Raw genomic sequence first — 21,267 nt, forward strand, 5'->3', positions numbered from 1 at the left:
GTGTAGGAGCAGCTTCAGCCGCGATCGGATGGGTGATCGATCGTCCGGTTCCGGATCGCGGCTGAAGCCGCTCCTACAGATTCCGTCGCGCCGGCAACATCAGGTTTCCGAACAGCAATCCGGCGATCAGCGCAAGCAGGATATTGATCACCCCGAGCACGGCGACCTGGCCGGCGGTGACGTCCTGTTGCTGGATCAAATCGAGCAACCCCCGCAGGCTGGCGCTGCCGGGCACCAGCAAAATGATCCCCGGCACGCGCACGATCGCGCCGGGCCGATGCCACCAGCGCGCGTAAGCGTTGCCGGCGGCGGTCATCACCAGCGCGGCGAGGAATATGCCGGCGCCGCTGCCCCAGGCCGCGCCGCCAAACCGAGAAATGAGATAGCCCGAGGCCGCGGCCGCCATCACCAGCGGGTAATCGCGGCGCTCGGCGCGAAACAGTACCGCGAACGCCAGCGACGCGGCCGCCAGTGCGACCCATTCGACCCATGCGGGTTGCGGCCGCAGCGCGCGCACCGCCGGCTCCAGTCCGAGCAGGTCGGCCACGTACAACGCGATGATCGCGCCGACCGCGAGCTTCATCACCGTGGTGATCGCGCCGGCGAAGCGCGCCATGCCCGACACCAGGTGGTCGCTGGACAACTCATTCATCGCATTGGTCAGCGACAAGCCCGGCAGCAACACGATCAACGAGGCGATGATCACGGTGTTCTGGTTCAGCGGCGCGACGAAGCTGGCGACCAGGATCGCGACCGCCGAGGCGAACATCGCCAGCACCGCATCGACCGCTTCCTTGGTCCGCGGTCGGTCTTCGGCGATCTGCATCAGCACGCCGATCGCGAGACCGTTGAACGCCGACACCCCGATGTCCAGCCATGGCAACCGCAACATGCCGCCGACCGCGGCCGCGACCAGTCCGAAGCCCAGCACCCGCAATGCCCGGGTGCGGCGCGCGGGCGGCTTGTCGAGCGCGTCCATCGCCTCGAATGCCGACGCCAGGTCCATTTCGCCGGCGATCAGCGCCTCGGCGATGCGATCGGTCTCGGCCAGCCGGTACAGGTCGTTGTCGCCGGGTGGCAGTCGAACCACGCGCGTGGTGTCACTGGCGCCGGGCAGGTGCTGCGGATCGCTGAAGGTCAGGATCAGCGCGGTCGGGCTCGACCACGGCTCGCACTCCAGCCGCAGGCGTTCGGCGACCAGCAGCAGCGCCGCCTCCAGCCGTTGCGCGGTGGTGCCGTAGAGGTGCAGGCGTTCGGCCAGCTCGACCATGAAGCGGATGCGGTCGGCGTAGCTGGCATTGCTCAACGGGATCGGGCTGGACATCGTCAATGCCGGGCTGTTCATCGAGATAGCATCGCATGCGAAAGTGATCGCGATGCACCGTCGGCACGGCAGCCTGTATCCTGCGCGGCGAGGCCCCATGACCGCACCCCCCGCGCCATCGCCACGGATCCACACCGACGACCGCGAGTCCGGCCGCCTGCGGCTCAGCGGCCAGTGGACGCTGGAACACGCGCGACGGATCGGCAAGCAACTGGAGAGCGCCCCCGCCGACGCCACCGCGATCGACGCCAGCGGGGTCGACCGGCTGGATTCGCTGGGCGTGCTGCAGCTGCTGCGATTCGCCCAACGGCGCCGCATCGCGTTCGAGGACGTGACCTTCCGCGACGACCACCGCGCGCTGGTCGCGGCGATCGACGACGTGTCCGACGAGCGCCCCAAACCCCGGCGCGAGTACGGCGTGTACGCGGCGCTCGGCCGTCTGGGCTACGCGGTCACCGACAACTGGCGCGAGTTCCTGGCCCTGCTCGGCTTTCTCGGCGAAGTGCTGTCGAAGCTGCTGCGGATGGTCAAAGAGCCGTCGCGATTCCGCCCGACCGCGACCGTCTTCCACATGGAACAGGTCGGCCTCGACGCGGTGCCGCTGGTCGCACTGCTGTGCTTCCTGGTCGGCGCGGTGGTGGCGTTCCTCGGCGCCAACGTGCTGCGCGATTTCGGCGCGACCATCTTCGTGGTCGAACTGGTCAGCATCGCGTTCCTGCGCGAGTTCGGCGTGCTGCTGACCGCGATCATCCTGGCGGGCCGGACGGCAAGCGCGTTCACCGCGCAGATCGGCGCGATGGTCAGCCGCGAGGAGGTCGACGCGATGCGCACCCTCGGGCTCGACCCGGTCGACCTGCTGGTGATCCCGCGGGTGCTGGCGCTGCTGCTGATGCTGCCGCTGCTGACGTTCGTGGCGATGGTGTTCGGCCTGCTCGGCGGCCTCACCGTCGGCGCCTATGGCCTCGACATCCCGCCGCAGCAGTACATCGCGCGGATGCACGACACGATGGAGCTGCGCCACTTCTGGGTCGGCCTGGCGAAGGCGCCGTTCTTCGCCCTGGTGATCGCGCTGATCGGTTGCCTGGAAGGCCTGCAGGTGGAAGGCACGGCGCAGTCGGTCGGCGAGCGCACGACCTCCAGTGTGGTCCAGGCGATTTCGCTGGTGATCATCCTCGATGCGTTCGCGGCGATCTGGTTCATGGAGGTCGGCATCTGATGGCGGCCGCCACCACAACAGAACCAGTCATCCGCGTGCGCGGCCTGGTCAACCGCTTCGGCGACCAGGTCGTGCACGACGGCCTCGACCTCGACGTGCTGCCGGGCGAGATCATCGGCGTGGTCGGCGGCTCCGGCAGCGGCAAGTCGGTGCTGATGCGCTCGATCCTCGGCCTGCGGCGGCCGAACGCGGGCGAGATCGAGGTGCTCGGGATCGACGCGCGCAGCGACGACGACGCGGTGCGCCGGCAGATCGAGCGCAATACCGGGGTGCTGTTCCAGGACGGCGCGCTGTTCTCGTCGCTGACCGTCGGCGAGAACGTGCAGGTGCCGTTGAAGGAGTACCACCGCGACCTGCCCGACTCGCTGCGTTACGAGCTGGCGTTGCTCAAGGTCAAGCTCGCCGGATTGCCGGCCGATGCGCTCGACAAGCTGCCCTCGCAACTGTCGGGCGGCATGCGCAAGCGTGCCGGCGTCGCCCGCGCGCTGGCACTGGACCCGCCGTTGCTGTTCCTCGACGAGCCGACCGCCGGGCTCGACCCGATCGGCGCGGCCGCGTTCGACCACTTGATCCGGACCCTGCAACAGGCGCTCGGGCTGACGGTGTTCTTGATCACCCACGACCTCGACACCCTGTACGCGATCTGCGACCGGATCGCGGTGCTGGCCGACAGGAAGGTCATCGCCTGCGCGCCGATCGCCGAGGTCGAACGCCTCGACCATCCGTGGGTGCGCGAATACTTCCACGGCCCGCGTGCCCGCGCGGCGCAGACCGCACGCGAGCGCAACCTCGGGGTACTGGACATGCGCGCAAGTGACGTAAGGTCACAGACATGAAGGCAGTCGACTGATGGAAACCAAGGCCAACTACGTCCTGATCGGTGCGTTCACGATCATCGTCTCGCTGTTCCTGCTGCTGTTCGCGCTGTGGGCGGCGAAGTACTCGTCGGAGAAGAGCTGGCAGGAGTACCTGGTGATCTTCAACGAGCCGGTCACCGGCCTCAGCGAGGGCAGCAGCGTGCAGTACAACGGCATTTCGGTCGGCACCGTCGAACACCTGAGCCTGGCGCCGGACGATCCGCGCCGGGTCCGTGCATTGCTGCGGTTGCAGGCCAACGCTCCGGTCAAGACCGACACCCGCGCCAAGATGTCGATGACCGGCATCACCGGCAGCCCGATCATCCAGCTCACCGGCGGCAGTCCCCAAAGCCCGATGCTGGTCGACGTCGACCGCCGCGAGATCCCGCTGATCGAAACCGAACCGTCCGCCCTGCAGAACATCGCCGACACCGCCAACCGGCTGGTCGCGCGGATGGACGAGTTGCTCAGCGAGGAGAACGTCGAGCGCGTCGCCAGCACGCTGGAGAACATCGAGGCCCTGACCGGCTCGATCGCCGACCAGCGCGAGGACCTGCGTGCGCTGATCGTCAACGCACGCGAGGCCAGCGAACAGCTCGAAGCCACCCTGACCACCACCAACCAGGTGGTGCAGGATGTCGACCGCGAACTGGTGCAGAAGCTGCCGGACCTGGTGGCCAAGCTCGACAGCACCCTGACCGAACTGGACTCGGCCGCGGCCGGGGCCAACGGCATCATCAACGACAACCGCGCCGCGGTCAGCAGCTTTGCCAACGACGGCCTGGCCCAGCTCGGCCCGACCCTCGGCGAGCTGCGCGCACTGGTACGCGACCTGCGCCGGATCAGCGACCGCCTCGACAACAACCCGACCGACTACCTGCTCGGCCGCGATGCCCCGAAGGAGTTCGAGCCCGAATGAGCCTCCAAGCGATGAACCCTGCGTGCCATCTCACCCGGATCCGGCGCATGCAGTATCCGCTGCGCGCGGCCACCGCCGTCGCCGTCATCCTGCTGGCGGCCGGCTGCTCGATCCTGGGTCCCAAGCCCGAACCCGGCACCATCTACGCGCCCGACCCCCGGGTCGAGGCCGCGCCGGCCTGGCCGACGGTGGACTGGCAGTTGTCGCTGTCGCGCGCCACCGCCAGTTCGATGACCGACAGCCTGCGCATCGCGGTGCGGCCGTCGGCGAACGAATTGCAGGTCTACAAGGGCGCCAGCTGGGCCAAGACCCCGACCAGCATGGTCGAGGACGCCGTGCTGCGCGCGCTGGAGGATTCCGGCCGGATCCCGGCCGTCGCGCGCCAGGGGGCCGGCATCGGCGCCGACTACAAGCTGGTGCTCGACCTGCGCCGGTTCGAGGCCGACTACACCGCCGGCGGCAGCACCCCGGCGGCGACGATCGAGATCAACGCCAAGTTGCTGCACGCGCCCGACCAGGCGGTGGTCGCCGCGCGCACGTTCCTGCAGGCCCCGGCGGCGGCGACCACCGCCGTGCCGGACGTGGTGGCCGCGTTCGAGCAGAGCCTGGAAGCGGTGACCGCCGAGCTCGCCGGCTGGGTGCTGGCCAGCGGCGACGAGCACGAGCGCACGGGGCACGATTGATTCGCACGGACCCTATTCGAATGCCCGCGCTGTTGTAGGAGCGGCTTCAGCCGCGATCGGATGTCGGGCGCGGGCGAACGGTTCCAGGATCGCGGCTGAAGCCGCTCCTACAATCGCCCGGAATTTCCCGAGGCCACCCGGCGGAACGTCAGGTTGATCCGTTCGCCCACCGGCCTGGCCGTCCTCGGCAGCGCATGCCGATAGTTGCGCTGGGTCTCGCCAGACATCAGCAGCAGACTGCCGTGACCGAGCTGCAGCGCCAACTTGCGATCCGGTTCGCGTCGATGCTTCAACACGAACCGCCGCGTCGCCCCGAGGCTGATCGAGGCGATCACCGGCGCCGGCCCGAGCTCGGGCTCGTCGTCGCTGTGCCAGCCCATCGCATCGCGGCCGCCGCGGTAGAGATTGGCGAGCACGCTGTTGGAGACGACGCCCTGCTCGTTGGCCAGCCGGTCGCGGATCGGCCGCAGCACCGACGGCCAGGGCCGCGGTTCGAAACGGGTGCCGGAATAGCGATAGACCGCCTCCGCGTCGCCGATCCAGCAACTCAGGCGCGGGCTGTCGACCTCGCGGCCGAACAATCGAATCCGATGGGTCTCCCATGCGATCCCGTCGCGCAGGGCGGCGAACAGGCCGTCGGCCGCCTCGGGCACGAGCCAATGAGGATCGAATGACACCTCGGCATCGGGCAGCGGCAGCATTTCAGGCGGCATGGGCCAAGCTAGCATGGCTGAATTTGGCGCCTGCCCCCAAACCCGCGACAATTCAGGCCTAGCACGCAGGAGCCCGCCATGACCGACCCGACCACTGCCCCCGAAGCCGAACGCGACGTGATGGAGTACGACGTCGTCATCGTCGGTGCCGGCCCGGCCGGACTGTCGGCGGCGATCCGGCTCAAGCAACTGGACGCCGAAACCACCGTCTGCGTGATCGAGAAGTCCTCGACCATCGGCGCCCACATCCTGTCCGGTGCGGTGATCGAGACCGGTCCACTCGACGCGTTGCTGCCGGACTGGCGCGACAACCCGCCGCCGATCTGCGTGCCGGCCACCGAGGACGAGTTCTGGCTGCTGAGCAAGACCGGCGGCCGCAAGCTGCCGGTGCCGCCAGGCATGCACAACAAGGGCAACGTGATCGTCAGCCTCGGCACTATGTGCGCGTGGCTGGCGCCGCAGGCCGAGGCGCTGGGAGTCGAGATCTACCCCGGTTTCGCTGCCGACGAGACCCTGCACGATGGCGATGGCAAGGTCACCGGCGTGCGCATCGGCGACATGGGCGTGGCCAAGGACGGTTCGCACAAGCCCGGCTACACCCAGGGCATCGACATCCGCGCCAAGGTCACCGTGCTCGCCGAGGGCGCCCGTGGCCACCTGACCAAGCGGCTGGTCAAGCGTTTCCAGCTGGATGCCGAAAGCGACCCGCAGGGCTACTCGATCGGCATCAAGGAGCTGTGGCAGGTGCCCGAGGAACGCACCAGCCCCGGCAAGATCGTCCACAGCTTCGGCTGGCCGGCCGACAGCAGGACCTATGGCGGCAGCTTCCTGTACCACCTCGACAAGGGTCGGATCGCCCTGGGCTACGTCAGCGGCCTCGACTACAGCGACCCGCAGTACAAGCCGTGGGAGGCCTTCCAGCAATGGAAGAACCACCCGATGGTCAAGCCGCTGCTGGAAGGCGGTGAAATCGTCTCCGCCGGCGCCCGCGCGATCGTCACCGGTGGCTACCAGTCGCTGCCGAAGGTCGAGATGCCCGGCGCGCTGCTGATCGGCGACACCGCCGGCCTGCTCAACGTGCCGAAGGTCAAGGGCACCCACCAGGCGATCCGCTCGGGCATGCTCGCCGCCGAGCACCTGGCCGCGAACGCCTTGGCACCGCAGGGGTTCGATGCCGCGCTGCGCGGGTCCGCCGCGATGGCCGAACTCAAGCAGGTCCGCAACATCAAGCCCGGCTTCAAGCGTGGCCTGTGGTGGGGCATGCTCAACGCCGCTTGGGAAACCGTCACCGGCGGCCGTTCGCCGTGGACGTTGAAGAACAAACCGGACTGGTCATCGCTGCACAAACTCGGCGAACAGGAGTCCCCCAAACGCGACTACGTCGACCGCACCCTCGCCCCGCGCGACCGCCTGGCCGGCGTCTACTTCGCCGCCACCCAGCACGACGAGGACCAGCCGGTCCACCTGCAGGTCGCCGACACCAGCATCTGCATCGATCGCTGCGCCGTCGAATACGGCAACCCCTGCACCCGCTTCTGCCCGGCCGGGGTCTACGAGATCGTCGAGGACGAGGCCGCCGGCAAGCGCCTGCAGATCAATGCCGCCAACTGCGTGCACTGCAAGACCTGCGACATCAAGGACCCGTACGAAATCATCAACTGGGTGACGCCGGAGGGTGGCTCGGGGCCGAACTACCAGAATCTGTAGGCCAGCCTCGCCCTCCACGCGAGATTCAGAAGCGCCGTGACAGCGATCAGGCCCCGAACGCTTTCAGAAATGCGTTCGAGGTCCGGCCTATAATGCCCGATTCGTTTCGACCGACAGTCGATTCCTCGCTGAAGATGGTGTTTTTCATGCCCCAAAAGACGTGGTTCGTGACCGGTGGCGCCGGCTTCATCGGCGGCAATTTCGTACTCGACGCGGTCGCGGCCGGCATCCGGATGGTCAACCTCGACCTGCTGACCTACGCCGGCAACTCCGACACTCTCGCCACCCTGGACGGCAATCCCGACCACGTGTTCGTGCGCGGCGACATCGGTGACCGCGCCCTGGTCACGCGCCTACTTCAGGAACACCAGCCCGACGCCATCGTCAATTTCGCCGCCGAGAGCCACGTCGACCGCTCCATCGACGGCCCGGCCGAGTTCGTGCAGACCAACGTGGTCGGCACCCTCGGCCTGCTGGAGTGCGCGCGCGACTACTGGCGCGCGCTGCCGGAGGAGCGTCGGGAGGCATTCCGCTTCCTGCACGTATCCACCGACGAGGTCTACGGCTCGCTGGGCGACGAAGGCAAGTTCACCGAAACCACACCGTACGCGCCCAATTCACCGTACTCCGCGTCCAAGGCGGCCTCCGACCACCTGGTCCGCGCGTTCCATCACACCTACGGCCTGCCGGTGCTGACCACCAACTGCTCGAACAACTACGGGCCGTACCAGTTCCCGGAGAAACTCATCCCACTGGTGATCGCCAAGGCCGTCGCCGGCGAACCGCTGCCGGTCTATGGCGACGGCAAGAACGTGCGCGACTGGTTGTTCGTCAAGGACCACTGCGACGCGATCCGCCGGGTGCTCGAGGCCGGTCGCATCGGCGAGACCTACAACGTCGGCGGCAACGCCGAGCGCGAGAACATCGTGGTGGTGGAAACCATTTGCCGGCTACTCGACGAGCGCCGTCCGCGCGAGGACGGCCAACCGCGCGCCAGCCAGGTCACCTACGTCCGCGACCGTCCCGGCCACGACCGCCGCTACGCGATCGACGCGAGCAAGATCGAGTCGGACCTGGGCTGGACGCCGTCGGTGAGCTTCGAGGACGGCATCGCCCGGACCGTCGACTGGTACCTCAACAACACCGAGTGGACCAACCGCATCCTCGACGGCGCCTACCGCCTCGAACGCCTCGGCCAGGAGGCCTGACCGTGGCGCGCAAGGGCATCATCCTCGCCGGCGGCTCGGGCACCCGGCTGTATCCGCTGACCCAGTGCATCAGCAAGCAACTGCTGCCGGTGTACGACAAGCCGATGATCTACTACCCGCTCAGCGTGCTGATGCTGGCCGGGATCCGCGAGATCCTGGTGATCAACACCCCGCACGAGCAGGCGCTGTTCAAGCAGTTGCTCGGCGACGGTTCGCAGTGGGGCCTGGATATCCAGTACGCGGTGCAGCCCAGCCCCGGCGGGCTGGCGCAGGCGTTCACCATTGGCCGTGACTTCATCGACGGCCAGCCCAGTTGCCTGGTGCTCGGCGACAACATCTTCTACGGCCACGGCCTGACCGACACCCTGCGCCGCGCCGATGCGCGCACCGACGGTGCCACCGTGTTCGGCTACTACGTCAGCGACCCGGAGCGCTACGGCGTAGCCGAACTCGACGACTCCGGCAAGGTCGTGGGCATCGAGGAGAAGCCAGCCAAGCCGCGCTCCAACTACGCGGTGACCGGGCTGTACTTTTACGATCACACCGTCTGCGATCGCGCTGACTCGTTGAAGCCGTCTGCACGCGGCGAACTCGAGATCACCGATCTCAACCGCCTATACCTGAACGATGGCGCGTTGCGAATGGAGGCGCTGGGTCGCGGCTCGGCCTGGCTCGACACGGGCACCCACCAGTCGCTGCTGCAGGCCGCCACGTTCATCGAAACCATCGAAGCACGCCAAGGCCTGCGTGTGTGCTGCCCCGAAGAGATCGCCTGGCAAAAGGGTTGGATCGACAACGAACAACTGCTGGGCCTGGCCGCGCCGCTGCTCAAGAACAGCTACGGCCAGTATCTTGCGAACCTGATCGAACGCAGGAACCTGTTGTGAAAGTCATCGAGACCGCCCTGCCAGGCTGCCTAGTGATCGAGCCCAAAGTGTTCAATGACGCGCGCGGGTTCTTCCAGGAAACCTGGAACCGTGAGCGCTATGCACCGCACGGCATCGGCCCCGACTTCGTGCAGTCCAGCCTGTCGCGCTCTGCACGCGGCGTCCTGCGCGGGCTGCATTACCAGTGGCCGAACCCGCAAGGCAAACTGGTCAGCGTGCAGGAGGGCGAGGTCTATGACGTCGCCGTCGACATTCGCCGCGGCTCGCCGATGTTCGGGCGCTGGACAGCGGTCACGCTGTCGGCCGAGAACAAGCGCCAAGTCTGGATACCCCCGGGGTTCGCCCACGGCTTTATTGCCGTGAGCGAGTTCGCACAGATTTCCTATCTGTGCACCGCCGCCTACGATGCCAGCACAGACGCCAACGTAGCTTGGAACGATGCCGAACTTGGCATCGATTGGCCGGTCAATTCCCCAATGCTGTCGACGAAGGACGCGGCCGCGCCGCTCTTGAAAGATGTGGCGGCGGACCGGCTCCCTGATCTTCGGCGTATCGGTTGATACGACTGGTCTTGCAGTCGTCGTCGGGTCGCAACCTACTGACCAGCGGATTCCGCAAGATCCGCGGGGGAGGAGGCTATCGCGTCATGGAGGACGCGCTGATAGCAGCCCTTCGAGGGAGTCAATGGGTAGCGACTTACATCGCTTCTACCAAGGAGCCCTGCAGAGTTCCGCCCGCCGGACGTCATCCACGAAACGCGCCCAAGCGTTGGTTCGCATCGATGTGTTTTTTTGCACGACTGCCTTGCCTCTCAAGACGATCTCTGGAGCTGCCTGCGCCACAAGCAGCAAAACACCGCAACGTAATCGTCAGGCCTCCGTGCAATCCGCTTGGCGCCGCAGACCCAAGTGCCAAAGATGGACACTCCGGCTCCACCGCCTCCTTCCAGGCGATAGCCAAAATGACTCAGGTGGGTGTTCTCAGTCCGCTGTACGCCCCTCGACAAACAGCTGCGCTATCTTCCTGTTCAGTCATATCCACGTCGACGCGCATGCAAATGCGCCTTGGAGATCTAGCGATCAGATGTGTTCGCGATGGTCGCATGCGTCGTGAAGAACCCGAAAAAATGACGTGCCGGTGCGGCCACCGCTCGGGATCGAGCCAACTGCATCCGAACACCTACTTCAGACGTACCCCCAAATGAACAGACGAAAGTCACCTTGGGTGACGCCTGTTCATGATCACGCGAGCGTCTTCGCATTCGCCCACATCCAGGATGAAACCCAAATGATCAAACGAACAGCCATTGCCATAGCACTCGCCGGAGGCGCGGCGATAACCGGTGTCGCGGTCGGGTCCAGCCACCGTGAAGCGCCGCTGATCACCGAGACTCCCAAAGTAGACAACACCGATGTGTATATGTTCCGCAGTTACGAGGAGGGACGTGAAGGGTACGTCACCCTGATCGCCAACTTCCAGCCGTTCCAGGACCCCTACGGCGGACCGAACTACTTCACGATGGACCCGGATGCGATGTACAGCATCCACGTCGACAGTGACGGCAACTCGGTGGAGGACCTGGCCTTCCATTTCCGCTTCGCCAACAACTACAGGAACATCTGGATTCCGGTCAACGGAGTCCAAGTTCCCGTGCCATTGAGAAATATCGGCCCGTTTGGTGCTGCCGCACAGGCAAGCAACAACAATCTCCGAGAGGTTTACTCGCTCGTAACGGTTCGTAACCGCACCGAGATTAGTCCCGCCACCAACCTGAGCTTTGGCGGTGGCAACGTATTCATCAAACCTTCCGACTACATCGGTGAGAAATCCATTCCGGGCTACGCCGCCTATGCAGACCGCCACATCTATGACGTTGGCCTGGCCGGATGCGCCGGAGATGCCCGCGTGTTCGTCGGCCAACGCCGGGAAGGTTTTTCGGTCAACGTCGGTGAGGTGTTCGACCTGATCAACACCAATCCGCTGGGCGCGCGTGATGGCGAAGAGAACGTACTTGCGGACAAGAACGTCACCACGATCGCCTTGGAAGTTCCAATTTCCTGCATGACGGAAGGCAGCGATCCGGTTATCGGGGCGTGGAGTACTGCCAGCCTCGAAACGTCCAACGGCCGCTTCACCCAGGTCTCGAGGCTGTCGGCCCCACTGGTCAACGAGGTGGTGATAGGCCTGCCGGACAAGGACAGTTTCAATAATTCGTTCCCGTGGAACGACGCGTATTTCGCCCGCTACGTGACCCACCCCACCCTGCCCGAGCTGATCCAGGCGCTGTATCCGACTGTCACCGCTCCCAACCAGTTCCCGCGAACCGACTTGGTGGCCGCGTTCCTGACCGGCTTACCGGGCCTCAACCAGCCTGCGAACATCCGGCCTGCGGAGATGATGCGACTCAACACCGCAATCGCCCCGGCAGCCGCCGCAGCACAGGATTCGCTGGGCGCGCTGGCTGGCGACGCTGCTGGTTTCCCCAACGGCCGTCGTCCCGGCGACGACGTGGTGGATATCGAGCTACGGGTCGCAATGGGCGCCTTGTTGCCTGCAGATGTCGCTCCGTCAGGTCAGTTGCCCTATACCGACGGAGCAATCGTCGCGGCCACCGACTTTCGAGACACCTTCCCGTACCTCAATACGCCGCTTGCCGGCTCGCCCAACACGGCGGGCGCACCTGGCGGTGTCGCGAACTGATCCTGGGCCGATCCCAGGGTCGAAAGACGAACTTGATTGATCCGGTACTGACGCTTCGGCGGCAACAATGCCGCCGAAGCGTCACCTGCGTTCATGAGGCAACCATCGGATACGTCACGGGTTGATAGAGTACGAGGCTATCGTCGCCTTACTCGCATATTGGCTGTTGGAACGTGCGGGGTTCACGCCCAGCCGCAGGCCTGTGTCGCATCAATCAGCACTTGAGACAATCGCGCAACCACAGGAAGCCTAGCCATATGAACCCGAACATCTTCATCTTGTTGAGCGCATCGGTGCTCGCCCTGTCGGCCTGCCGGGGCGAATCCGCGGACCCGGCGGCCGGTAGCCCGCAACCGGTTACCGTTGACGCTGACGCTGACGCCAGCCTAGCTACCAGCAGCGCAGCCAGCGTGGCGAGTCCCTCCAGCATCGAACCTCTCGACCCCGTCATTGCCGCCGAAGCCGCTGAAGTCACAGCAAGCGTTCCAAAGGCAGCCGCCGTAGCCGACCGCGTGTTGAACGATGCTGCCATTGCAGAAGCCATCGAAGATCAGGCACGCTTGGCCGCGGAACAAGCCGAAAAAGAAAAGACAACCCGCTGACTTCTCAGCGCATGCGCTGGTCCTTCCAAGCAAAATAGACAAGACCCCGGGCATCCGGCGCGGTTAGTGCGATGGCCGGATTCTCGGTGATGTCGATGACCATGTCGTAAGGGCCGCGTCGAGCAACCCAACGCTTGGCCCGGCCCTTTTCGGTGGGGCCTTCCATCGAGAATCCACGCTTTCCCAGCTCTTGCTGAAGTGTTTCCAGGACAGCTACGCCATCGATGCCGATATATTCGGTAATGACTACATGCTGTACCAGCCCATTATCGCGGGGGACGTGTCGTTGCGACCTGATCTCGTACGGGAAGCCGGGCTGATAGCCCCCCGCGAGAACGGCGCGAGAGCGCGGTACCACCGCCGAGAAAGCGGCAAGCCATGGATCGTGCAGCGGCGAAGCGGCGATTTTCCTTCCGATCAAGTACGATCCCGCGGCGCTCAGGTGCGTCGGATTGAAGTACACCGGGGCCTGGTCCACATAGGGTGAGCATTGACCGTCCCGACAGAGGACGTCATGGATATCGACATAGTCGACCGCGTCGTCCCGCGACGCCAGATCATCCATGTAGTCGTTAATGGATAAATTTCCGGTGTGGTACTTCGACTGACGCTCCTCGCAACGCGCCGTAGAAACTCGGGCCCAACGCAGCGCGCAATCCTTGTTGTACCCGGCAAAGCCCGGAACCTGTCCAATCAGCAGCACGCGTTTTCCTGCGCTTGTCAGTTCCTCGACGGTTCTGTCCAGAGCTTCCCTGAATCCGGGGATGCGTTGATGGACTGCCCATTGTGATGCCAGCACCACGGTCTCGACCACAGAGTCCCGCAACAAATGCTTCCTCATCGACTCGCGGAACGAACTGCAGCCGTCCCTCGCGCGGGGTGAACCGAATTCACCGTCGCCAAACAGGGCGGGGCACGCAGACAAAGTCGCGTACCTGAACGCGAACCCGTCGCGCTCCGCAATCGCCCTGAGAGTTCCAATGTAATGTCCGGCATTCGAGTCTCCCCAGAGGAATACCTTCGGAGTGATTGCCTGGCCACCGGATTTCGCTCCCAGCACGCAGTGTTCGCTGACTAGCGTAGCCCGCATTGAAAGCTTCGAGTCCATGCATGAATATACGCTACGACTAGCAACGCTGGTTTGCCGATTCAAAGTAGCCATCGAATCTTGGTACTGGTCCGTCGACTCGATCATGGATTTGAGTCCGTCGCTTCGGACCAGTAGGCTGGCGGCGAACACAACCACCGCGACAGGCAACGCCAGCATTGCCAGCACCTGCCTCGCCGGCGCCATTCGCGCTCGCCTTGCCGGTTGCTCGACGAAGCGGTAGCTGGCAACCGACAAGACCAGCATCGCCGCTAGCGCGAGCACCGCGTGATCATGGTTTACCTTGCCATAGAAATAGCGGATGAAAGCAAGTATCGGCCAATGCCACAGGTACAGCGAGTAGGAAATCAGCCCGATATAAACTGCAGGGCGTGGAGTAAGCAGTACATGAGTCAGCCTTGAGCCCCATTGTCCGGACAAGATAACCAGCACTGCGCCCAAACAAGGATAGAGGGCGTTGACGCCGGGAAACGGCGATGCATCATCGAGCCACCAGAGCGAGAACGCGATTAGTCCGAGCCCGCAGATAGATGCCAGCTCACGCGCCCACAGCCACCAACCGGTCGGTACGCGGGATTCTCCATTGCGCGAACACGCGTGGAACGCGAGCAGCGCGCCCATCATCAACTCGCCGGCTCTTGCCGGCAGCATGTAGTAAGCAAACTTCGGCGCGCTGACATTCGTCAGCTCCGCAATCGCAAAGGATCCCACGCAAATCAGCGCCGTTGCCGAGATCGTGATCCACTTACGTCGCGAGGCCAGGGCAAGCAGCATCAACAACGCAGGCCAAAGGAGGTAAAACTGCTCCTCCACGCCAAGCGACCACATGTGTAGCAGCGGCTCCTCTGATGACGCAGCCGCGAAGTAACTGGTGTCCAGATACTTCCAGTAGTAAATGTTGGCCGCGGAGAAGGATGCCCATATCGCCGATACGGCGAGTCTCAGCAGGTCAGCAGGCAGCAACAAGAACGCTCCGGCTGCCACGGTAGTGGCGGTAACCACAAGGAACGCTGGCGCGATGCGCCTGATTCGTCGAAGATAGAAATCGGCCAGTGAGAACTTGCCGGCTTGCTGTTCTCTCCAGATATTCCGGGTGATCAGAAAACCGGAGATAACGAAGAAGATGTCGACGCCGACATATCCTCCGGGCACCCAGGCGTTGTTGATGTGGTAGAAAATGACGCTAAGTACGGCAACCGCACGAAGCCCGTCGATGTCCGGGCGGTAAGCTCCTGGCCTAGCTGCAGTGTTGGTCATGCGGGCCGGAGGACTTAGGCTGCAACCAGACTTAAGCTGCAACCACTGGACACCCAGTTTTCTGGCGGAACTCTTCCTCGCTGACGCCCGGTGCCAGCTCGACCAGCTTCAAGCCATCGTCCGTCACGTCCATCACCGCCAGGTCAGTAATGATCCGGCTGACCACACCCACGCCAGTCAGCGGCAACGTGCACTCCGCCAGGAGCTTCGGCTCGCCATGCTTGGTGGTGTGCTCCATCAGCACGACCACGCGCTTGACCCCGGCGACCAGGTCCATCGCGCCGCCCATGCCCTTGACCATCTTGCCCGGCACCATCCAGTTGGCGAGGTCGCCCTTGTCGGTGACTTCCATGCCGCCGAGGATCGCCAGGTCGATATGGCCGCCGCGGATCATCGCGAAGCTGTCGTGGCTGCCGAAATAGCTGGCACCATCGCGCGCGGTGACGGTCTGCTTGCCGGCGTTGATCAGATCGGCGTCGATCTCGTCCTCGGTCGGGAACGGGCCGATGCCGAGCAAGCCGTTCTCGGACTGCAACCACACGTCCATGCCGTCGGGGATGTAGTTGGCCACCAGAGTCGGCAGGCCAATGCCAAGGTTGACGTAGGCGCCGTCGGTGAGTTCCTGCGCGGCGCGCTGCGCCATCTGCTCGCGGGTCCAGGCCATTACTTGCTCCTCACGGTGCGCTGTTCGATGCGCTTCTCGGGGGTGGGGTTGTGGACGATGCGATCGACGTAGATGCCGGGCAGGTGCACGTGGTCGGGGTCGATCGCGCCAATCTTGACCACTTCCTCGACCTCGACGATGCAGGTCTTGCCTGCCATCGCGCAAGCGGGATTGAAGTTGCGCGCGGTCTTGCGGAACAGCAGGTTGCCAGCCTTGTCGGCCTTCCACGCCTTGACCAGCGAGACGTCGGCGACCAGTGCGGTTTCGAGCACGTAATGGCGACCGTCAATCTCGCGCGTCTCCTTGCCCTCGGCAACCACGGTGCCGTAGCCGGTCGCGGTGAAGAACGCCGGGATGCCGGCGCCACCGGCGCGCAGGCGCTCGGCCAGGGTGCCTTGCGGGTTGAACTCGAGCTCAAGCTCGCCGGCGAGGAACTGCCGCTCGAACTCCTTGTTCTCGCCGACGTAGGACGAAATCATCTTCCTGATCTGGCGGGTGCCGAGCAGTTGGCCGAGGCCGAAGCCATCGACACCGGCATTGTTGGAGATCGCGGTCAGGCCCTTGACCCCGGAGTCGCGCAGCGCGGCGATCAGCGCCTCGGGGATGCCACACAGGCCGAAACCGCCGACCGCAAGGGTCTGGTTGTCGGCGACGATGCCCTCAAGCGCCGTTCTGGCGTCGGGGTAGAGCTTGCTCTTCGCGTTGCCGGCGGACGGCGTCGCGGCACTGGCCTGGGCCATGGACAACTCCTTTGCGGGGGCGTGCTTTTGCGAACCGCCAGTGTATCGCGGGTGCGCCGCCCGACCGAACCGTACGTTAGGGCAATGGCCGTTCCCTTCTCTCGCCTGCGGGAGAAGGTGCCCGAAGGGCGGATGAGGGCATGCGCCGTCGCGACGGCCGACGCAAGCGTGATTCGCGTGCCCTCACCCCAGCCCTCTCCCGCAAGCGAGAGCGGGAGCACGTCACGAGCGACCGTAGACGTCCTCCAGCCGGACGATATCGTCCTCGCCCAGGTAACTGCCCGACTGCACCTCGATCAGCTCGACCGGCTCGGTCCCGCGGTTGCGCAGTCGATGCACGCTGCCCAGAGGGATATAGGTGCTCTCGTTCTCGCGCAGGTCGAACACTCTGTCGTCGCAGGTGACCTCGGCGACGCCGGACACCACGATCCAATGCTCGGCCCGCTGGTGGTGCTTTTGCAGGCTCAACGCGGCGCCTGGCTTGACCTGGATGCGCTTGACCTGGAAGCGCTCGCCGACCCCGATCGAGTCGTAGCTGCCCCACGGCCGGTAGACCTTGCGGTGGAACAGGTGCTCGGTGCGACCGGCCGCCTTCAGCGCATCGACCACGGCCTTGACGTCCTGCACCCGACCCTTGCGCGCGACCAGGGTGGCATCGGCGGTGTCGATGATGACCAGGTCGTCGACGCCGATGGTCGCGATCATGCGCCGTTCGGAGGCCTTGATCAGGCTGCCGGTGGTATCGATCGAGATCACGTCGCCCTCGTTGCGGTTGCCGTCGGCATCGTGCTCGGCGACCGCCCACAGCGAGGTCCAGGAGCCTATGTCGCTCCAGCCACAGCTGACCGGCACCACCGCGGCGCGATCGGTCTTCTCCATCACCGCGTAGTCGATCGAGTCGCTGGGGCTGAGGGCGAAGGCGTCGGCATCGATCCGGGTGAAGTCGAGGTCGGGCGACGGGGTGGCGTAGGCCTTGCGGGCGGCATCGAGAATCGCCGGCGCGTGGCGGCCGAGTTCGTCCAGATAACGCTGGGCGCGGAACAGGAACATGCCCGAGTTCCACGCATAGCGGCCGTCAGCCAGGTACTGCTCGGCGGTAGCGAGGTCGGGTTTCTCGACGAAGCGCTCGATCCGGTAGCCACCCTCCCCCACGTCGCGGCCCGACAGCGGCTCGCCGCGCAGGATGTAGCCGTAGCCGGTCTCGGCGTAGTCGGGCTCGATGCCGAACGCGACCAGCCAACCGTCGCCGCCCAACCCGAGCGCCGTCGCCACCGCCTGGCGGAACGCGGCCTCGTCCTCGATCAGGTGGTCGGCCGGCATCACCAGCATCGTCGCTTCCGGATCGCCCGCCAGCACGTGCAGCGCGGCCAGCGCGATCGCCGGCGCGGTGTTGCGGGGGACCGGCTCCAGCACGATGCCGCCACTGGCGATCCCGATCGCCTGCAATTGCTCGCCAACCATGAACCGGTGGTCCTCGCTGCAGACGGTCACCGGCGGCTGAACGCCCTCCAGCGCCGCCGCTCGCAGGATCGTCTCCTGGTACAGCGAGCGTTCGCCGACCAGCGCCAGGAATTGCTTGGGCTGGTTCTGCCGCGACAACGGCCACAGCCGGGTGCCGCTGCCACCACTGAGTACCACCGGATGCAGCATCGCGAATCCTCGTAAAGCGGGTGGCGCCAAGGATAGCCGACCTGCCGGCCACCTCCCTGCGGGCACCCGGCTGCTCGGCTAGAATGAGCGGCTATCGGCCCCCACGGCCGCACACCTGCAAGGAACCCCCGCAACGATGAAAATCCTCGTCGGCTACAAGCGCGTGGTGGACTTCAACGTCCGCATCCAGGTCAAGCCGGACGGCTCCGGCGTGGTCACCGATGGCGTCAAGCTGTCGGCCAACCCGTTCGACGAGATCGCACTGGAGGAGGCGCTGCGCCTGCGCGACAAGGGCATCGCGACCGAGGTCGTGGTCGCCACGATCGCCCCGGCTGATGCCCAGGCGCACCTGCGCAACGGCCTGGCGATGGGCGCGAACCGCGCCATCCACGTCGTCACCGAGGCCGGCCAGGACGTGCAGCCGCTGACCGCCGCGCGCACGTTCCTCAAGCTGATCGAGAAGGAACAGCCGGACCTGGTGATCCTCGGCAAGCAGGCGATCGACGACGACGCCAACCAGACCGGGCAGATGCTGGCGACGATTTGGGGCCGCCCGCAGGCGACCTTCGCGTCCAAGCTTGAAGTCGCTGACGGCAAGGCCACCGTGACCCGTGAAGTCGACGCGGGGCTGGAAACGCTGGAAGTCGAGCTGCCGGCCGTGGTCACCACCGACCTGCGCCTCAACGAGCCGCGCTTCATCAAGCTGCCCGACATCATGAAGGCCAAGAGCAAGCCGCTGGAGGCGATCGCGTTCGCCGACCTCGGCGTCGACACCGGCGACACCCTCAAGACCACTCACTACGCGGCGCCGCCGAAGCGCAGCCGCGGGGTGATGGTCAAGGACGCGGCCGAACTGGTCGCCGCACTCAAGTCGAAGGGGTTGCTGTAATGAGCAAGGTACTGATTGTTGCCGAACACCTGGATGGCAAGCTCAACGCCGCGACCGCGAAGTGCGTGACTGCGGCGAAGGCGTTGTCGCCGGAAACCATCGACATCGTCGTGCTGGCCGCCGACCCGGCCGCGGTGGCCGCCGAGGCCGCGCAGATCGAGGGCGTCGCCAAGGTGTTGACCGTCGCCAATGACGCCAATGCCCACGCGATCGCGCAGGTGCTCGCGCCGCAGGTGGCCAAGCTGGCCGACGGCTACAGCCACGTGCTCGGCCCGAGCACCACCTTCGGCAAGGACCTGATGCCGTGCGTCGCCGCCCTGCTCGGCGTGGCCCAGGTGTCGGACGTGATGGCGGTCGAATCCAGCCACGTGTTCAAGCGCCCGATCTACGCCGGCAACGCGATCGTCACGGTCGAGGCGCCGAGCGACCACACCGTCGTCGCGACCGTGCGCACTGCCTCGTGGGCCGAAGCCGCCAAGGGCGGCAACGCCGCGGTCGAGGCGGCCAGCGTCGACGCCAACCTTCCGGGCCACAGCCGCTACATCGGCCTCGCCGCCGGCGAATCCGACCGCCCCGACCTGCAAAGCGCCAAGCGCGTGGTCTCCGGCGGCCGCGGCGTCGGCTCGGCGGAGAACTTCAAGATCATCTACGACTTCGCCGACAAGCTTGGCGCCGCGGTCGGCGCCTCGCGCGCGGCGGTCGACGCCGGTTATTGCCCGAACGAGATGCAGGTCGGCCAGACCGGCAAGATCATCGCCCCGGAGCTGTATGTCGCCATCGGCATCAGCGGCGCGATCCAGCACCTGACCGGGATCAAGGACGCCGGCACGATCGTCGCGATCAACAAGGACGCGGATGCCGCGATCTTCGAGATTGCCGATATCGGTTTGGTGGGCGACTTGTTCAAGGTGTTGCCGGAACTGGAGCAGGTACTTTGAACGACAATGCCGCCGTCACGGACGACAAGCTGATCAACAAGCGTGTCATGGTCGTCTTCGGCACGCGTCCGGAAGCGATCAAGATGGCGCCTGTCGTCGCCGCACTTCGTTCCACGCCTGGCACGGAAGTAGTCGTTGCAGTCACCGCCCAGCACCGGCAAATGCTTGATCAGGTACTTGAACTCTTCGACCTTGTTCCGGACGAAGACCTCGACATCATGACCCCGGGGCAAACATTGCCGGACCTGTTCGGACGCATCCTCAGTGGAATGAGTGAGGTCATCGCCCGTCGACGCCCCCACCTCGTCCTCGTGCATGGCGATACCAGCACTACGCTCGCCTCGGCTCTGGCTGCCTATTACCAACAAGTTCCGATCGGACACGTTGAAGCCGGTCTGCGTACGGGCAACCTGTACTCTCCTTGGCCGGAAGAGGCCAACCGCCGTCTCACCGCACCGCTGACCGCATTGCATTTCGCCCCAACAGCCCTGTCGCGCGACAACCTGTTGGCTGAAGGCGTGGCTGCCGCGAGCCTCCACGTCACGGGCAATACCGTGATCGACGCATTGCTGGACGTGGTGCGACGTATCGAGAACGACTCCGATCTGCGCGTAGAACTCGAAGCACGCTTTCCGTTCCTCGATTCCGGCAAGCGCATGGTGCTGGTTACCGGCCATCGCCGCGAGAACTTCGGCGCCGGATTCGAACAAGTCTGTATCGCCCTGCGCACATTGGCGGAGCGCGGTGACGTGCAGGTAGTGTATCCCGTACATCTGAACCCGAACGTGCAAGAACCGGTCAATCGCGTCTTGGGAGGTACCGAGGGGATCCACCTGATTGCACCACAGGACTACCTGCCCTTCGTCTACCTGATGATGCGCTCGCACCTGATCCTGACTGATTCGGGCGGCGTCCAGGAAGAAGCACCCTCGCTCGGCAAGCCTGTCTTGGTGATGCGCGACAACACCGAGCGACCCGAGGCGGTGGACGCGGGCACGGTACGGCTGGTCGGCACGTCAGTGGACCGCATCCTCACCGAAGCGACGCGCTTGCTGGACGATCCCGAGGCATACGCTGCGATGGCACGCGCGCTCAATCCGTACGGGGACGGGTTGGCTTCGCGCCGGATCGCCGAAACCATTGCCAGGGCAAAACTCTGACCGAGAGTGATTCTTGTCCCCCGGCAAGCCAGCTATTCGCCTAGC

At 65.2% G+C, this 21,267-nt stretch carries 19 protein-coding genes; 13 read left to right on the forward strand and 6 right to left on the reverse strand.

Annotated elements, in window-relative coordinates; translation table 11 throughout:
- Positions 1-73 precede the first annotated feature (73 nt).
- A complete protein-coding gene (locus SNE34_RS08925; protein WP_332616843.1) occupies positions 74-1,330 on the reverse strand; it encodes a threonine/serine exporter family protein in 1,257 nt (418 codons plus the stop codon).
- 46 nt (positions 1,331-1,376) lie between these two features.
- Here SNE34_RS08925 and SNE34_RS08930 point away from each other — a divergent pair, with 46 nt between their 5' ends.
- From SNE34_RS08930 to SNE34_RS08945, 4 genes are read left to right on the forward strand one after another with little or no spacing between them, the layout of a single operon-like run.
- Positions 1,377-2,540 carry an ABC transporter permease gene (locus SNE34_RS08930; RefSeq protein WP_425604500.1) on the forward strand — a complete coding sequence of 388 codons (1,164 nt, stop codon included), beginning with the start codon at positions 1,377-1,379 and terminating at the stop codon, positions 2,538-2,540.
- Positions 2,540-3,376 (forward strand): ABC transporter ATP-binding protein, encoded by an 837-nt coding sequence (locus SNE34_RS08935; protein ID WP_332616636.1) that lies wholly within the window; start codon positions 2,540-2,542, stop codon positions 3,374-3,376. The genes SNE34_RS08930 and SNE34_RS08935 overlap by 1 nt, the downstream gene beginning before the upstream one ends.
- A 13-nt stretch (positions 3,377-3,389) precedes the next feature.
- Complete coding sequence (locus SNE34_RS08940) at positions 3,390-4,316, forward strand: MlaD family protein (protein ID WP_332616637.1); 927 nt, start codon at positions 3,390-3,392, stop codon at positions 4,314-4,316.
- 47 nt (positions 4,317-4,363) lie between these two features.
- Positions 4,364-4,999 (forward strand): ABC-type transport auxiliary lipoprotein family protein, encoded by a 636-nt coding sequence (locus tag SNE34_RS08945; protein WP_332616638.1) that lies wholly within the window; start codon positions 4,364-4,366, stop codon positions 4,997-4,999.
- Between the two features lie 107 nt (positions 5,000-5,106).
- Here the strand turns inward: SNE34_RS08945 and SNE34_RS08950 are convergent, their stop codons facing one another.
- Positions 5,107-5,712, reverse strand: a complete 606-nt coding sequence (locus SNE34_RS08950; protein WP_332616639.1) for an alpha-ketoglutarate-dependent dioxygenase AlkB family protein — start codon at positions 5,710-5,712, stop codon at positions 5,107-5,109.
- A 78-nt stretch (positions 5,713-5,790) separates the two neighbouring features.
- Between SNE34_RS08950 and SNE34_RS08955 the strand changes: the two genes are divergently transcribed.
- From SNE34_RS08955 to SNE34_RS08980, 6 genes are all read left to right on the forward strand, one after another.
- Entirely contained in the window at positions 5,791-7,419 is a 1,629-nt protein-coding gene (locus SNE34_RS08955) for an electron transfer flavoprotein-ubiquinone oxidoreductase (protein ID WP_332616640.1), read from the forward strand.
- A 146-nt stretch (positions 7,420-7,565) separates the two neighbouring features.
- Positions 7,566-8,627 (forward strand): dTDP-glucose 4,6-dehydratase, encoded by a 1,062-nt coding sequence (gene rfbB / locus SNE34_RS08960; protein WP_332616641.1) that lies wholly within the window; start codon positions 7,566-7,568, stop codon positions 8,625-8,627.
- A gap of 2 nt (positions 8,628-8,629) precedes the next feature.
- Positions 8,630-9,514, forward strand: coding sequence for a glucose-1-phosphate thymidylyltransferase RfbA (rfbA, locus tag SNE34_RS08965; RefSeq protein WP_332616642.1), 885 nt, complete (start codon positions 8,630-8,632; stop codon positions 9,512-9,514).
- Entirely contained in the window at positions 9,511-10,074 is a 564-nt protein-coding gene (rfbC, locus tag SNE34_RS08970) for a dTDP-4-dehydrorhamnose 3,5-epimerase (RefSeq protein ID WP_332616643.1), read from the forward strand. The genes rfbA and rfbC overlap by 4 nt, the downstream gene beginning before the upstream one ends.
- A gap of 640 nt (positions 10,075-10,714) precedes the next feature.
- The gene (locus tag SNE34_RS08975) at positions 10,715-12,214 is read left to right on the forward strand and encodes a DUF4331 domain-containing protein (RefSeq protein ID WP_332616644.1); all 1,500 of its coding nucleotides are present in this window, start codon (positions 10,715-10,717) and stop codon (positions 12,212-12,214) included.
- Positions 12,215-12,471: 257 nt separating this feature from the next.
- On the forward strand, positions 12,472-12,816 hold the full coding sequence (locus tag SNE34_RS08980; protein ID WP_332616645.1) for a hypothetical protein: 345 nt from the start codon (positions 12,472-12,474) through the stop codon (positions 12,814-12,816).
- Positions 12,817-12,820: 4 nt separating this feature from the next.
- Here SNE34_RS08980 and SNE34_RS08985 read toward each other — a convergent pair whose 3' ends face one another.
- From SNE34_RS08985 to SNE34_RS09000, 4 genes are all read right to left on the reverse strand, one after another.
- Positions 12,821-15,181 (reverse strand): acyltransferase family protein, encoded by a 2,361-nt coding sequence (locus tag SNE34_RS08985; protein WP_332616646.1) that lies wholly within the window; start codon positions 15,179-15,181, stop codon positions 12,821-12,823.
- A gap of 31 nt (positions 15,182-15,212) precedes the next feature.
- Positions 15,213-15,845: a CoA transferase subunit B gene (locus SNE34_RS08990; protein WP_332616647.1), complete on the reverse strand. Its 633-nt coding sequence runs from the start codon at positions 15,843-15,845 to the stop codon at positions 15,213-15,215.
- Positions 15,845-16,585, reverse strand: coding sequence for a CoA transferase subunit A (locus SNE34_RS08995; RefSeq protein ID WP_332616648.1), 741 nt, complete (start codon positions 16,583-16,585; stop codon positions 15,845-15,847). The genes SNE34_RS08990 and SNE34_RS08995 overlap by 1 nt, the downstream gene beginning before the upstream one ends.
- A 222-nt stretch (positions 16,586-16,807) precedes the next feature.
- Positions 16,808-18,235 (reverse strand): mannose-1-phosphate guanylyltransferase/mannose-6-phosphate isomerase, encoded by a 1,428-nt coding sequence (locus SNE34_RS09000; protein ID WP_332616649.1) that lies wholly within the window; start codon positions 18,233-18,235, stop codon positions 16,808-16,810.
- 136 nt (positions 18,236-18,371) lie between these two features.
- Here SNE34_RS09000 and SNE34_RS09005 point away from each other — a divergent pair, with 136 nt between their 5' ends.
- The 3 genes from SNE34_RS09005 to wecB are packed head-to-tail and all read left to right on the forward strand — an operon-like array spanning position 18,372 to position 21,222.
- Entirely contained in the window at positions 18,372-19,124 is a 753-nt protein-coding gene (locus SNE34_RS09005; protein ID WP_332616650.1) for an electron transfer flavoprotein subunit beta/FixA family protein, read from the forward strand.
- The gene (locus SNE34_RS09010; protein ID WP_332616651.1) at positions 19,124-20,062 is read left to right on the forward strand and encodes an electron transfer flavoprotein subunit alpha/FixB family protein; all 939 of its coding nucleotides are present in this window, start codon (positions 19,124-19,126) and stop codon (positions 20,060-20,062) included. Before SNE34_RS09005 ends, SNE34_RS09010 begins: the two co-directional genes overlap by 1 nt.
- The gene (gene wecB / locus SNE34_RS09015) at positions 20,059-21,222 is read left to right on the forward strand and encodes a non-hydrolyzing UDP-N-acetylglucosamine 2-epimerase (RefSeq protein WP_345786101.1); all 1,164 of its coding nucleotides are present in this window, start codon (positions 20,059-20,061) and stop codon (positions 21,220-21,222) included. The genes SNE34_RS09010 and wecB overlap by 4 nt, the downstream gene beginning before the upstream one ends.
- Positions 21,223-21,267 lie beyond the last annotated feature (45 nt).

The organism is Novilysobacter erysipheiresistens, assembly GCF_036663935.1.
In the GTDB taxonomy this organism is placed as follows: domain Bacteria; phylum Pseudomonadota; class Gammaproteobacteria; order Xanthomonadales; family Xanthomonadaceae; genus Novilysobacter; species Novilysobacter erysipheiresistens.